At 62.9% G+C, this 14,715-nt stretch carries 10 protein-coding genes and 1 pseudogene; 6 read left to right on the top strand and 5 right to left on the bottom strand.

What is annotated here, in order from left to right:
* Window positions 1-248: 248 nt before the first annotated feature.
* Complete coding sequence (locus tag EN851_RS08740) at window positions 249-1,784, top strand: DHA2 family efflux MFS transporter permease subunit (RefSeq protein ID WP_127278892.1); 1,536 nt, start codon at window positions 249-251, stop codon at window positions 1,782-1,784.
* Between the two features lie 44 nt (window positions 1,785-1,828).
* Here the strand turns inward: EN851_RS08740 and EN851_RS08735 are convergent, their stop codons facing one another.
* Together EN851_RS08735 and EN851_RS08730 are read right to left on the bottom strand one after the other, a co-directional pair.
* Complete coding sequence (locus EN851_RS08735; protein WP_127869699.1) at window positions 1,829-2,344, bottom strand: CAP domain-containing protein; 516 nt, start codon at window positions 2,342-2,344, stop codon at window positions 1,829-1,831.
* A 78-nt stretch (window positions 2,345-2,422) separates the two neighbouring features.
* Window positions 2,423-3,646, bottom strand: coding sequence for a TadE/TadG family type IV pilus assembly protein (locus EN851_RS08730; protein WP_135928986.1), 1,224 nt, complete (start codon window positions 3,644-3,646; stop codon window positions 2,423-2,425).
* 250 nt (window positions 3,647-3,896) lie between these two features.
* Here EN851_RS08730 and EN851_RS08725 point away from each other — a divergent pair.
* Window positions 3,897-4,720 (top strand): annotated as a pseudogene (locus EN851_RS08725) (DUF2189 domain-containing protein).
* A gap of 4 nt (window positions 4,721-4,724) precedes the next feature.
* Here the strand turns inward: EN851_RS08725 and EN851_RS08720 are convergent.
* Window positions 4,725-5,357, bottom strand: a complete 633-nt coding sequence (locus tag EN851_RS08720) for a LysE family translocator (protein ID WP_127278888.1) — start codon at window positions 5,355-5,357, stop codon at window positions 4,725-4,727.
* A 121-nt stretch (window positions 5,358-5,478) separates the two neighbouring features.
* Window positions 5,479-7,464, bottom strand: a complete 1,986-nt coding sequence (locus tag EN851_RS08715) for a TadE/TadG family type IV pilus assembly protein (protein ID WP_189521787.1) — start codon at window positions 7,462-7,464, stop codon at window positions 5,479-5,481.
* Between the two features lie 260 nt (window positions 7,465-7,724).
* Here EN851_RS08715 and EN851_RS08710 point away from each other — a divergent pair, with 260 nt between their 5' ends.
* Window positions 7,725-8,585, top strand: a complete 861-nt coding sequence (locus EN851_RS08710) for a TIGR01459 family HAD-type hydrolase (RefSeq protein ID WP_135928985.1) — start codon at window positions 7,725-7,727, stop codon at window positions 8,583-8,585.
* 6 nt (window positions 8,586-8,591) lie between these two features.
* Window positions 8,592-9,572 (top strand): bifunctional riboflavin kinase/FAD synthetase, encoded by a 981-nt coding sequence (locus tag EN851_RS08705; protein ID WP_135929173.1) that lies wholly within the window; start codon window positions 8,592-8,594, stop codon window positions 9,570-9,572.
* A 31-nt stretch (window positions 9,573-9,603) separates the two neighbouring features.
* Here EN851_RS08705 and EN851_RS08700 read toward each other — a convergent pair whose 3' ends face one another.
* The gene (locus EN851_RS08700) at window positions 9,604-10,158 is read right to left on the bottom strand and encodes an HdeD family acid-resistance protein (protein WP_135928984.1); all 555 of its coding nucleotides are present in this window, start codon (window positions 10,156-10,158) and stop codon (window positions 9,604-9,606) included.
* A gap of 177 nt (window positions 10,159-10,335) precedes the next feature.
* Here EN851_RS08700 and EN851_RS08695 point away from each other — a divergent pair, with 177 nt between their 5' ends.
* Both EN851_RS08695 and ileS read left to right on the top strand, forming a co-directional pair.
* Complete coding sequence (locus tag EN851_RS08695; RefSeq protein WP_127869695.1) at window positions 10,336-11,148, top strand: MipA/OmpV family protein; 813 nt, start codon at window positions 10,336-10,338, stop codon at window positions 11,146-11,148.
* Between the two features lie 284 nt (window positions 11,149-11,432).
* Window positions 11,433-14,417, top strand: coding sequence for an isoleucine--tRNA ligase (gene ileS, locus EN851_RS08690; protein ID WP_135928983.1), 2,985 nt, complete (start codon window positions 11,433-11,435; stop codon window positions 14,415-14,417).
* Window positions 14,418-14,715 lie beyond the last annotated feature (298 nt).

Raw genomic sequence — 14,715 nt, 5'->3', positions numbered from 1 at the left:
GGAGGGGTGGGAAGGATCAGTGTTTGGGCGAGCCGCATGGCAGCTGTCCAAAGGTCTGAAATCTTCGACACGGTCCCGTCGGTCCTCAAGTTTCCGGGCGGCAGCGTCCGCTCAGCTGGAGACATTCGGTCGATGTAACCCCCACATCGACAATCGCGTCCCACCGCGATGAAGGTCTCTCGACGGAAGGCTTCGCCGCCCGGAAACCCGTTGTACACGTTTCTGTTACTGTCTGGAAGTTCTTCGCCATGAGCACGCCTGAACCGTTCAAAGAAGTGCCACATCGTGGCCTGATCACGGTGGCGCTCATGCTGGCGACGGTCATGCAGGCGCTCGACACCACGATCGCCAACGTCGCGCTCCCGACCATGACCGGCGATCTCGGCGCTTCGCCCGACAACATCAACTGGGTGCTGACCTCCTACATCGTCGCCGCCGCCATCATGACGCCGGTCACCGGCTGGCTCGCCGATCGCTTTGGCCGCAAGGAGCTGTTCCTGGCGGCGGTGGTCGGCTTCACCATCTTCTCGATGTTGTGCGGCCTGGCGTGGAGCCTGGAAACCATCGTGCTTTTCCGGCTGATGCAAGGTGTGTTCGGCGCCGCGATCGTGCCGCTGTCGCAGACCTTCCTGCTCGACATCAACCCCAAGGAGCGCCATGGCCAGGCGATGGCCATATGGGGCGCCGGCATCATGCTGGGCCCGATCCTCGGCCCCACCCTTGGCGGCTGGCTGACCGAGAATTTCAACTGGCGCTGGGTGTTCTTCATCAACCTGCCGGTCGGCATCCTCGCCTTCCTTGGCATGGCCGCCTATCTGCCGGCTGTTGCCCGGCGGGTGCGCAGCTTCGATTTCTTCGGCTTTGCCATGATATCGCTCGGCGTCGGCGCGTTGCAGCTGATGCTCGATCGCGGTGGCGAGGTCGACTGGTTTTCCTCGGTCGAGATCTGGATCGAGCTTGGTCTTTCGATCACCGGTTTCTGGGTGTTCATCATTCACACGGTGACATCGGAACATCCCTTCATCGATCCGAAGATTTTCCTCGACCGCAATTTTGTCACCGGGCTTGCATTCATCTTCGTCATGGGCGTGCTGATCCTGGCTTCTATGTCGCTGCTGCCGCCGATGCTGTCGACCATCTTCGGTTATCCGACCGTCACCATCGGCATCGTCATCGGGCCGCGTGGCGTAGGCACGATGATTTCCATGCTCGTCGTCGGGCGCATCATGGGCAAGATCGATGCCCGAATTCTGGTCGTCATCGGCTTCCTCCTGACCGCGCAGTCGCTCTACACCATGGCCAGCTTCACCCCACAGATGGACAACTGGCTGATTCTCAGCTCCGGCGTGATCCAGGGCCTGGGCATGGGAATGGTGTTCGTGCCGCTGTCGACGGTTGCCTTCGCCACGCTCGATGCCCGCTACCGCACCGATGCAACCTCGTTGTTCAGCCTGGTGCGTAATCTTGGCTCGTCGATCGGCGTCTCGGTCGTGACGGTGCTGCTGGTGCGCAACACGCAGATCAACCACGCCGAGCTTTCGGCCTTCATCAACCCGTTCAATCCCAATCTCTGGGCTGTCTCGCCGGCGGCTGCCGGCGGCGACCCGACGGCGCTGTCGCAGGTCGATCGCATGGTCAATCTCCAGGCGATGATGATCTCCTACGTCAACGACTTCAAAATACTGATGATGATGACGCTGGCCGCCATCCCGTTCGTGCTTCTGTTGCGCAAGCCGAAAACGGCACCGGCCGGCGGCGGCGCGCCTGCCGCCCATATGGACTGATGGAGCGGCCGCTCGCCAGGGGATGTCCGCCGGCGATATCTTTGCTACCTGCCGAGCACCAGAGACCAGTAGCGCAGGTTGGGGTCGCGGCCGTCGCGGACATAGGCAAGCCCGAAGCGGCTGAAGTCCGGATCGAGTATGTTGCGGCGGTGTCCCTGCGAATGCATCCAGATATCGAACAGCTTCTGTTGGTCGAAGCGGCCGGCCGCGATGTTCTCGGCCGCGGCGCCGTGTACGCCGTTGTCCTTCATGCGCGAGGCGAAATCCTTGCCCCAGCCGGTGGTGTGGCTCATGTTTTCACGCTGCGCCATGTAGCCGGCCTGCTGGAGTGCTGCTTGCTCAAGCTGTGCGTCGGAAACAAGCGGCCCCAGCCCGGCGGTCGCGCGCAGGCTGGCCAGCGTGCCGGTTGCCGAGGAGGAGACCCCGGCGCCTTGCCCGGTCGGCAGCGAAACGGTGCCGCAGGCGGCCAGCCCGAGCAAGGCCGCGAGGCCGGCCGTCTTGAGCCAGGTGCGCCTATTCAGGTTCGCGATCCGGTCGCTTTCGAGTCTTGAAGTGGTCATGCCTGCCTGAGATAGTCGTGATCATGGCTTTTGCCGGGCAGGGTGATGAAAATCTGAAATCGAATGGCGGTCAGCCGCTTATTTCACAAGCGTGATGAGGCGGCCGGCATACATCTCGCGATTTCCGAACACGGCCGTGCAGTCGGTTTTGATGGACGAGTTGCCTGTCATCTGCACGGTCAGGCCAACAAGCCTCAGACAGTCGCCCTGACCGCTCATATCCGAGTTGCCGGCAAAGGAAATGGCCGCGTCAGGCGCATAGACGAACCCGCTGATCACGGAATTCGCGCCGCCATTCAGCGTCAAGGCCGATGTGTTGCCATGGTTCTCGAAAATGGTGATGCCTGCGTAGGGGCCACTGGTGGGCGGAGAAAGGTCCACCTTTTCATTGGCATTTATGTAGATCTGTGCGCCCTCCATCAGGAATATGGTGACGCCGTGGCCGGTCAGGCTGCCGTTGCCGCCCGGTTTCAAGGTCACGCCGCGCAAAATGTAGACGCCCGGGTTGAGCGTGATATTTCCCGACAATGTCTTGTCGCAATAGGTGCCGGGCGACAGCGTGTAGGTTTTGCCGTTCGGGACCGGCAGGCAGAATGTGTAGGGGGGAGGCACGATGTCGGCCAGGGGATCGAAGGACGCATATTGATGTTCGAGCGGCGCGCCGCAGGCGAGATTGGCACTGGGCGGTAAAAGCCCGGAAGTGCCGCCGACGGTCGAGACGCAACCCGCCGAAACCTGAGCGGAACCGCCTCTGCTGACGGCATCGGACGCGTCCGAGTTTGCCGCGATCACGCAATTGCTCATGGCGACGTCGGTCGAGCCCTGCAGGCTTGCCGCGGCCGACGCATGCGGATCGAGCGCCAGCACGCAGGCCTGTGCGCCCGGGTGCATCTTGACCGTCGCCGACCGGTGAGCTGGCCAGGGGGCCGCGCCATTGATGAAGCTCGGACGGTTGATGCCTGACGAAAGCGAGATGTAATAGGCGCTCGGGTCGCCGCTGGCTGTGGCCGAAAAAGCGGAGATGCTGTCTGAATATTCCTGTTGATCGGCGACGCTCATATTGGCCGCAAAGAATGTCAGCCCAAGCCCTTGGACATCACCCGCGCTCATGCTGGGCAGGTACTTCGTGCCGACGGCAAGCCCAGCCGCGTCCAGCGAGTTCTGCAATTGCGCGGCGTCATCGCTCGTGCCTGTCAGGTCGAGGGTGCCGGCGACGACGGCCATTATCGGCAGCAGCGCTATGGCGGTCGCCATGGCAAAATTGCCGTGCTCCGAAGACCAGAAGCCCTTCAACGTGAACATCGCCCCTCGCCAAGGTTTGAAAAGCTCAGGTGATACACCTTGGGTCTCTACGAGTAATTTAAGCAATAGCTAAAATGCATTGATTCTGAGATGAACTCGGTGGTTCGCCAAACCAAGGCCGCCCAGCAAGCATAACGAGACGCGGCGACAATCCCGGGAAGATCGGATATAATGCCAGCGTTCTTGAAGTGGCAGCTACGGGCGGCCACCCTAGGCGGTGACCGCCCCCCGAGAAAAACGGAGGTAGGTTATGGCCGGCTTTCATGTCATGGCGGACGCGCACGGGATGCATGTGCAACCCGCGGTCCGCCGCATTTCCACGCCAGACCTCTGGGACGCATTGAGACTTGGCGCCGAGGACTTCTGGGCCAAGCCCTCGCATTACGTGTTCCTGTGCCTGATCTATCCGGTTGTCGGCCTGATCCTGACGCGGTGGACCTCCGGCTCCAACGCCATCCAACTCGTCTATCCCTTGATGTCGGGCTTTGCCCTTGTCGGCCCGTTCGCCGCGATCGGGCTCTACGAGATCAGCCGCCGGCGCGAGCTCGGCATGAATACCAACTGGCGGCACGCCCTCGACGTGCGCCGCTCACCGGCGCTGCCCTCGATAGCTGCCATCGGCATCATGCTGTTCGCGCTGTTCCTGCTGTGGCTGTTCACGGCGCAGTCGATCTACACCAGCCTTTTTGGCAGCGAGCCGCCGGCTTCGGTCGGGGCCTTCCTGCGCGATGTGCTGACGACCAAGAAGGGCTGGACACTGATCCTTCTCGGCAACGCGGCCGGCCTGGTCTTCGCGGTGGTCGTGCTGGCGACCACGGTCGTTGCCTTCCCGCTTTTGCTTGATCGTGACGTCGCGCCGTTTCGGCGATTGAGACCTCGGCCCGGGCGGTCATGGCAAATCCGCTGCAGATGACGCTCTGGGGTCTGATTGTCGCGGTGCTGCTGGTGATCGGCTCTATCCCGCTGTTTGCCGGTCTCGCCGTCGTCATGCCGATCCTCGGCCACGCGACCTGGCACCTCTACCGCAAGGTGGTCGAGCCCGCGCAGATCCGGCCCCCGCGCCGTCCGATGTGATGCCTCAACGCTGCGCGTCAGTCGCCATCTTCAGCGCCAACGCCGTCAGCACGGTTCCCATCATCCAGCGCTGGATCACCAGCCATAGCGGCCGTCCGGCGAGGAAGGTGGCGATCGAGCCGGCGGTCAGCGCGATGATGGCATTGACACTGAGGCTGATCGAGATCTGCGTCGCGCCCAGCACCAGGAGCTGCGACAGGACATGGCCCTTGCCGGGACTGATGAACTGCGGCAGCAGCGACAGATAGAGAACGGCCACCTTGGGATTGAGCAGATTGGTCATCAATCCCATGGCGAACAGCTTGCGCGGCCGGTCCTTCGGCAGGTCGCGCACCTGGAACGGCGAGCGCCCGCCGGGTTTCACCGCCTGCCAGGCCAGCCACAGGAGATAGAGCACGCCGGCAAAGCGCAACACGTCATAGGCATAGGGCACCGCGATCAGCAGCGCCGTGATGCCGAACGCGGCCGACAGCACGTAGAACAGGAAGCCGACCGCAACGCCGCCAAGCGAGATCAGTCCGGCCTTCGGCCCTTGCGACAGCGAGCGCGAGATCAGGTAGATCATGTTGGGGCCTGGCGTCAGCACCATGCCGAGGCAGACCAGCGCGAAGGCGAGATGGTTGGCGGTGTCGGGCATTGTTCGTTCCCCAGCGTGCCGCGATGGATGAGGGACCGCGCGGGCGGTCAATCTGTGCCCGTCACGGCGGGCGTCTGCAAGGGCTTGACGCCGCCAGGCGTTGCGCCAGGAACGATCCTGGTTAGCCGACCACGCGCAGGTTCGACAGTTCGTTGCCGATTTCCTTGAAATCGTTTGCCAGGCTGGCGCCGGTCGCATTCCAAAACAGCTTCGCCGGTTTGCTCGGATCCGTCGCATCCTTGCGGAAGCGCGAATTCGACGAGCAGGATTTCAGCGCATCGATCGCCAGCTTGTCGCTGGCCTTCGTCGTCGACAGGTCGAGCGCCACCGTCATCACCATGATGTTGGCTGCCTTGGCGTTGTTGCAAAGCGTGGCCATCTGCTCGTTGAGCGCGTTGGTGTAGTTGCCGTTCGAATAGTCCAACTGACCGATGGCGCTCGACGTGCCCATGAACAGGCGGCCGACCGAAGTGCCGTTGTAACCGGGATTGAGATAGCCGTAGGACGCATAGGTCGATTTCGAATTGGCGGGATCCGAGTAGCCCAGCGAGGAAGGTGTGTAATAGGTGTTGGCGCCGTCGGTCAGCACGATCACCACCTTGTCGTTGCCTCTTTCGGTTTCCGGGCGCCCTTGCGTGAACGGCTCTCTGCTCGAAACCACCCGCCAGCCCCAGGCCATGCCCTCGGGGACGTTGGTGCCGCCATTCGGCTGCATCAGGTCGATCGCCGCCTTGATCGAGGTGAGCCCGTCGGCGACGCTGACATCGGTCAGCGGCGTGATCGGGTTGGTGGTGCAGCTGTAATTCGGCCCGTTCCCGGCGGGCAGCGCCGGCGCATCGATCGGCGGCGGCTGGAAATACTTGGCCATGTTGCGCAGCCGCGATTGGCCGCTGCTGCTCGATGGATCGTCGTTCCACCAGCTGTTGACGGCGCCATAGGTTGCCGGCGCGGCCTCGTCGGGATCCTGGGTGAGCTTCCAGTGATTGCCCGGTTCGTCGGGGGCGAACATGGGCACGAACATCGTTGCCGGATCGCCGACGCCGATGCCTGTGTTGGCCGAGCCACCGGACGGCGTGGCGTCGTTGATGTTGTAGGGGTAGGGCCTGGCCTCGACGCAGCCTTGCCAACTGGCGAACGGACCATAGGAATCGATATAGTCATATTCGTCGTGGCTGCTTTTGCAGGTGTTGTTCGAATTGTATTGGTCGCACACGACCCGTTTGCTGTTGACGACCCGCTCGTGGTTGGTGACGACCTGCATGTCGCGGTAGAGCGAGAACCGGGTCAGCATCTGGCCTTCCCCGGTTCCCCAGCCGGTCCCGCGCTTGTACCAGATGCCGTTGGTTTGCTGGGCGTACTTGTTGGCGGCGTTCAGCGTCGACCAGTCGAAATTCTCGTTCGACACCGGCGACAACCCTTCGGTGTCCATCCACGATGCGTTGCCATTCCCGGGGCCGACATTGACCGAGGCGGCAAAAGGGACGAGGCCGAATTGCACCGGCTTGTCGACCTGCTTGATCATGATCGCCTGCTGGGCCAGCGTGTCGACCAGCTGCTTGGAAGCAGTCTTGAGAAGATCGATGCGCTTTTGCCCCGAGCCCGTGCCAAGCGTGGTCATCGATCCGGAATTGTCGAGCACCAGGGCAACTTCCAGCGTGTTCTTCAGCCGCACCTGCGAGGTGACGTTGAAGCTGAGCCTCTGGTTCGCATCGGTCGCCGATTTGCCGACGAATTGGGCGAAGGCGGGGTAGAAATAGGGTTTGTAGTTGAGCTGGGCGGTCATGGTGAGCAGGCCGCCGCCGCTGGTGTTGCTTGGCAAGATGACGTTGAGCGTGGCGCTGGCGGGATCGATATCGTTCAAATTGGCGTTGAAGAAGTCGAGCGCATAGGCTCTCAACTGGTCGTCGGTCGCACCTTCCGTCAGCCGGCGGGCCGTAGCGAAGTTGGCGGCGTCGAGCGCGTTCATCAACATCTGCTTTTCGCGGTTCATTTCCGTGAAGTCGACAGCGAGCGCCAGACCGCCCATCAGCGGCACCATCGCCACAACCGTCATAAGAGCATAGTTGCCGCGCCTGTCGCGGCGGAACTTACGCCAGATTTCATGCATGTCTTGAAGCGGCCCCCGCCGACGGATTCTCGGTCGGCGCGAGCTTCCCACAGAACGCTGAAGGACGGGTTTGGGAAACCGCTCTATTGCTTGGTTGGCGCTTCACCAACCGCTAACCAATCAAAGGCCGCGGCTTGCGCCGCAATTCGTGCCGATGCGGGTGAAAGCTGGTGACAGCATGGGCCGGTTCGGATAATTCGAACCGGCTGCGGCGAACCGTCGGCCGCCGCACCCGCAACGATCATACTGAAGGAAACGGCATGGCGGATTCGCCCGAAATCGTCGGCTCGCTCGAAGACGTGTCGAAAGCCTATTCGGCAATTCTCTGCGACGTCTGGGGCGTGGTGCACAATGGCGAGTGGCATTTTCCGGCGGCCGCGGCCGCGCTGGCGGCGGCAAGGGCGACCGGCATTCCTGTCGTTCTGATCACCAATTCGCCACGCCGCAGTGCCGATGTCGTGGCACAGATGAGCGTGATCGGCGTTCCGCCGTCAGCCTATGACCGTGTGGTGACCTCGGGCGACGTGACCCGCGACCTGATCGCGGAGGGCCCACGCAAAGTCTTCCACATCGGCGCCGACCGCGATTTGACCCTTTACGATGGCCTCGATGTCGAACTCGTCGAGGAATTCGAGGCCGCCGGCGTCGTGTGCACCGGGCTGTTCGACGACGAGGTTGAAAAACCCGAGGATTATGCCGACTTGCTGCGCCGGTTGCGCGCCAGGAACTTGCCATTCATCTGCGCCAATCCCGATATCATGGTTGAGCGCGGCGAACGGATCATCTGGTGCGCCGGTGCACTCGCACGCGACTACGCGCAGCTCGGCGGCCGCACGCTGATCGCCGGAAAACCCTATGCGCCGATCTACGAGGTCGCGATGAAGGAGGTGGCCGAGATCCTCGGCCGGCCGGTTGAGCGTTCGCAAATACTGGCGATCGGCGATGGCATGATGACCGACGTCAAGGGCGCGGCCGACAATGGTTTCGACGTCCTCTATGTCTCCGGCGGCATTCACGCCCGCGACTACGGCGATCCATCCCGGCCGGATCCGGCAAGGCTTGGGCTCTTCCTGGAGCGGCACGGCTATCGTCCGGTGGCCGTCATCGCAAGGCTGCAGTAGGTGGCAATGGTCGCGTTCCAGCATCTTGCGACAACCGCGCCGCTGCCCGCCGATCTGCGAGGCGGCGTCGTTGCGATAGGCAATTTCGATGGCGTCCACCGTGGCCACCAGGCCGTTCTCGAACGGGCATTGGCGGAGGCCAAGCGGCGTGGCGTGCCGGCCCTGGTGCTGACCTTCGAACCGCACCCGCGAACGGTTTTCAAGCCTGATTTGCCGCTTTTCGTGCTGACGCCGCCACCGATGAAGGCGCGGCTCTTGTCGCTGCTGGGCTTTGCCGCGCTCGTCGAGCAACCTTTCACGCGCGATTTCGCCTCGCTGTCGGCGGAAGCCTTCGTCACCGATGTGCTGGAGAGGACGCTGGGCATCACCCATGCCGTGACCGGTTTCGATTTCCATTTCGGCAAGGACCGCCAGGGCGGGCCGGCCTATCTGATGGCTGCCGGCGAGCGCCATGGCTTCGGTGTCACACTCGTCGACGCCTTTCGCGACGAAGGCGCCGAGGTGGTTTCGTCGAGCCGCATCCGTGCCTTGCTTTGCGAGGGCGAGGCGGCCGGGGCCGCCGGTCTGCTCGGCTATCGCTTCACGGTGGAAAGCGAGGTTGTCGGCGGCCAACAACTCGGGCGAACGCTCGGCTTTCCCACCGCCAACATGAGGCTTCCGGCGGCAGCCACGCTCAAGGAAGGTATTTACGCCGTCCGCTTCCGGCGCGCCGACGGCACGCTGCACGACGGCGTCGCCAGCTTTGGCCGCCGCCCGACCGTCGACGACAACGGCGCACCGCTCCTGGAAACCTTCGTCTTCGATTTTTCCGGCGATCTCTATGGCGAGACTTGCGAAGTGTCGTTCTTCGGCTTCCTGCGCAGCGAGATCAAGTTCGACGGGCTCGATGCGCTGGTGGCGCAGATGAAGCGCGATGAAGCCGAGGCACGCGCGCTGCTTGGCGGCGTCAAGCCGCTGTCCAGCCTGGACGCCGCGGTGGCGTTCTGAAGCATGACCCCGAAATGGGGAAGGCGAGTTCCTACCTCTTCAATGCAAGACCGACGGCGATGAAGGTCCAGCCCTGGAAGATCAGGTCGATCGCCAGGAACAGTCCGAGCACCCACAGGCTGTTGACCGGCCAGCCCATGGCGATGATCAGGCCCGCGAGCACGCTGATGAGACCCGCCGCGACAATCCAGCCCCACCCGCGCTCCGGGCGGTGGCTGTAGCCGACCCAGGCCCGCAGCGCGCCGGAAGCGACGAGCGCGACGGCCAGCAGGAAGGTCAGCACCGCCGAGGCCAGCAGCGGATTGTCGAAAGCGAAGAATCCGGCGACCGCATAAAGCAGTCCGCTGAGCAGCCAGTAGAAGAAGCGTCCCCAGGTCTTGACCCCGAAAGCATGCATGATCTCGATCATGCCGGCCACCAGCATCAGCCATCCAACGACATAGACGGAAGCCACCGTGGCGATGAACAGATTGCCGAAGGCGATGCCGCCGAGGATCAGCAGCACCACGCCCAGGCCGACGAACCATCCCCATTTGTCGCGCGTCTGGCCGATCGCGTTCTTCAGAGTATCGCCGTGCAAGGTCATGTCCATGCCTCCATTGAGGGCCGCCAGCATGCAAGGACGTTACCCTCGGCGCCAACCCGCGTCCAGCCGGTCGCGGACGCGATGGTGCAGGCAATGCGAGCCGGTTGTCTCGTCCTTAAATCAAATTTTACCAAAGCCTCGTCAAAGCTGTCGCCGTATCGCGTTAGTGGAGTGGCCATGAGTCCGGTCGGGAAGATTTCTGCAGCCTTGGCTACCGTCATGCTGGCTACGTCAGGCGCGGCCGAGGCCGGCGATGGCGCTTTCGGCTGGCTGTCCGGCGATTGGTATCTGATGGTCGGCGCGACCGGCATGGTGGCGCCCAATTTCGAGGGCGGCAAGAAGTACATGCTGAGCGCCCAGCCCATCATTTCGCTGGGCAAGGCCGGTCCCCAGGCGCGTTTCACGTCCCGCAACGACAATATTTCGCTGGCGCTCGTCGACGATGGCGGCGTCCGCGCGGGCCTGACCGGCAAGTTCCTGTTCTCGCGTGACGATGGCGATGCCGACGAACTCAAGGGGCTGGACCCGGTGCGCTGGGGCGGCGAGGTCGGCGGCTTCTTCGAATTCTACCCGACGGACTGGATGCGCGCACGTGCCGAATTGCGGCACGGCATCCGTGCCCATAATGGCTTTGTCGCTGATATCGCCGCCGATGCTTTCTACGACGTCACGCCAACCGTCAGGATTTCGGGTGGCCCACGCGTGTCTTTTGCCTCGGCGAACTATTTCGATGCCTACTATGGCGTCAACGCGCAGGAAGCCGTGGCCTCGGGGCTGAGCCAGTACAATCCCGGCGGCGGCCTCAAATCCGTCGGCCTCGGCGGCGCCGTGACCTGGAAGGTGACCGATCCGATGACCGCCAGCCTGTTTGGCGAATATTCGCGCCTCGAAGGTCCGGCGGCCGATTCCAGCCTGGTCAAGGAGCGCGGCGACCGCAACCAGTTCATGGTCGGCGTGTCGACCACCTATCGCTTCGACTTCAAGATGTAAGTGAATCGAACGAGACGCTTTATTCCTGCGCTCTTCTCCGCTAAAAGCCCAGCAATGACGAGCTTTTCGCGCCTTCGCGCGCCGACGATACGAATTACCAGCCCGGTGTTCCCGGCAGCCTGAAGGCTGTTGGAGCAGCCGGGACTATTGCGCGCGGCCTCTCGCGCTTTTCCAGATCATCAAGGCATGTCGCCCAGAAGTGGCCCGGTTTGGGAAAACGGCATGCGTATAAAGTAAAATTCCAAGCCGCAAGCCACGTGGCCCGGCATGCACATGGCAGACCAATGACCGACCAAAACCAATCAACGATCGACTATTCCAAGACCCTTTACCTGCCGCAGACGGAGTTTCCGATGCGCGCCGGCTTGCCCGAGAAGGAGCCCGTGCTTGTCAAGCGCTGGCAGGACATGGACCTCTACCGCAAGCTGCGCGAGAGCGCGGCCGGGCGCACGAAATACGTGCTGCATGACGGCCCGCCCTACGCCAACGGCAACATCCACATTGGCCACGCGCTGAACAAGATCCTCAAGGATGTCATCACCCGCTCGTTCCAGATGCGCGGCTATGACTCCAATTATGTGCCCGGCTGGGATTGTCACGGCCTGCCGATCGAATGGAAGATCGAGGAACAGTACCGCGCCAAGGGCAAGAACAAGGATGAGGTGCCGGTCAACGAATTCCGCAAGGAATGCCGTGAATTCGCCGCGCACTGGATCTCGGTGCAGGGTGGCGAGTTCCAGCGGCTTGGCGTCATCGGCGACTTCAAGAACCCTTACACGACCATGGCCTTCCACGCCGAGTCGCGCATCGCCGGCGAATTGCTGAAATTCGCCATGTCTGGCCAGCTCTACCGCGGTTCGAAGCCGGTGATGTGGAGCGTCGTCGAGCGCACGGCGCTCGCCGAGGCCGAGATCGAGTACCAGGATTACGAGTCCGACACGATCTGGGCGAAGTTTCCGGTGGCCAATCTCGTCCTCGCCAGTGTTGTGGACGGGCAGCCGGCGGAGCTCGATCCGGACCTGAGCGGGCGCTCGCTTGACCTGCTGGATGCCCATGTCGTCATCTGGACGACGACGCCATGGACCATCCCTGGCAACCGCGCCGTCAGCTATTCGCCGCGCGTCGCCTATGGCCTCTACGAGGTGACGGCGGCCGAGAATGCGTTTGGCCCGCAGCCGGGCGAGAAGCTGATCTTTGCCGATGCCCTGGCCGAGGAAAGCCAGGCCAAGGCCAAGGTCACGTTGAAGCGCCTTCACGGCATCAGCGCAGAACAGCTTGGAAATCTTGTGCTTTCGCATCCCTTCAAGGGCCTCGGTGGCGGCTACGAGTTCCCGGTTGCGATGATCGCCGGCGAGCATGTCACCGATGATGCCGGCACGGGCTTCGTGCACACGGCTCCCGGCCATGGCCGCGAGGACTTTGATGCCTGGATGGGTGCCGCGCCGGCGCTGCGCCAACGCGGCATCGACACCGAGATCCCGTTCACCGTCGACGATGCCGGCTTCTTCACCAAGGACGCGCCGGGCTTTGGCCCGGACCGCGAAGGCGGACCAGCGCGCGTCATCGACGACAACGGCAAGAAGGGCAACGCCAACCAGGCGGTCATCGACGAACTGATCAAGCGCAACGCGCTGTTCGCGCGCGGCCGGCTGAAGCACAGCTACCCGCATTCATGGCGTTCGAAGAAGCCGGTCATCTTCCGCAACACGCCGCAATGGTTCGTCTACATGGACAAGGACCTCGGTGATGGCACCACGTTGCGCAGCCGCGCGCTGAAGGCGATCGACGAGACGCGCTTTGTCCCGGCCGCCGGCCAGAACCGTATCCGCGCCATGATCGAGGAGCGCCCCGACTGGGTGCTGTCGCGCCAGCGCGCCTGGGGCGTGCCGATCGCCGTCTTCGCCGACGAGGACGGCAACGTGCTGAAGGACGAGGCGGTCAACCAGCGCATCATGGACGCCTTCGAGGCGGAGGGCGCCGACGCCTGGTTCGCGCCTGGCGCCAAGGAGCGCTTCCTCGGCAATCACGATGCCTCCAAATGGCGGCAGGTGATGGACATTCTTGACGTCTGGTTCGATTCGGGCTCGACCCATGTCTTCACCCTGGAAGACCGGCCCGACCTGAAGTGGCCGGCGGATGTCTATCTCGAAGGCTCCGACCAGCATCGCGGCTGGTTCCACTCCTCACTGCTCGAAAGCTGCGGCACCAGGGGCAGGGCGCCTTACGACACCGTCGTCACCCATGGCTTCACCATGGATGAGGATGGCCGCAAGATGTCGAAATCGCTCGGCAACACGGTCGTGCCGCAGGATGTGATCAAGCAGTCCGGCGCCGATATCCTGCGGCTCTGGGTGGTGACGACCGACTATTGGGAAGACCAGCGGCTCGGCAAGAACGTGCTGCAGACCAACATCGATGCCTATCGCAAGCTGCGCAACACCATCCGCTGGATGCTGGGCACGCTCGCCCATGACGATGGTGAGGACGTGCCCCTGGAGACGATGCCGGAGCTGGAGCGGCTGATGCTGCACCGGTTGGCGGAGCTCGACGAGGTGGTGCGCCAGGGCTTCGACGCCTTCGAGTTCAAGCGCATCACGCGCGCACTGCTCGATTTCATGGTGGTCGAGCTGTCGGCCTTCTATTTCGATATTCGCAAGGACGCGCTCTATTGCGATGGCCCGTCGAGCGTGAAGCGCAAGGCCTCGGTCCAGGTGGTGCGCCATCTCTTCGACTGCCTGGTGAGATGGCTGGCGCCGATGCTGCCCTTCACCATGGAAGAGGCCTGGCTCGACCGTCATCCCGATGCGGTCTCGGTACATCTCGACCAGTTCCCGCACATCCCTGCGAATTGGAAGAACGAGGCGCTGGCGGAGAAATGGCGCAAGGTCAGGCAGGTGCGCCGCGTCGTCACCGGCGCGCTCGAGATTGCGCGTGCCCAGAAGGTGATCGGCTCCTCGCTGGAGGCTGTACCGGTGGTCACGATCAACGACGCGGCGCTCGAGGCGGCGATATCGGACGTCGACATGGCTGAAATGGCGATCACCAGCGATCTGGTCATTGCCCATGGCCAGGCGCCGCAAACCGCCTTTGCCCTCGACGATGTCAAGGGCGTCGCCGTGGTGGTCGAGAAAGCGGAGGATCGCGGACTGGTCAAATGCGCGCGTTCCTGGCGCTACACGGCCGATGTCGGGCAGGATCCGGAATTCCCGGATGTTTCGGCACGTGATGCCGCCGTGCTGCACGAGTTGAAGGCGCTGGGAAGGCTCTAGTGCCTGTCGCCCAAAAGTGCGTAGCGGTTTTGGGATAAACGACAGGCACCAGATCAAGCGCGTGCCTGTCGCCCAAAAGTGCGTAGCGGTTTTGGGATAAACGACAGGCACCAGATCAAGCGCGTGCCTGTCGCCCAAAAGTGCGCAGCGGTTTTGGGACAAACGACAGGCACCAGATCAAACGCGTGCCTGTCGCCCAAAAGTGCGCAGCGGTTTTGGGACAAACGACAGGCACCAGATCAAAGAAGTGCACAAATGCCACGCCGAACGGTGGAGATCTGGCCGCGCGTTGCCCTTA

It is taken from the genome of Mesorhizobium sp. M8A.F.Ca.ET.208.01.1.1, assembly GCF_004791315.1.
GTDB lineage: Bacteria > Pseudomonadota > Alphaproteobacteria > Rhizobiales > Rhizobiaceae > Mesorhizobium.
The sequence above is the reverse complement of the archived record's forward strand: the minus strand, read 5'-3'. Positions and strand labels throughout refer to the sequence as shown.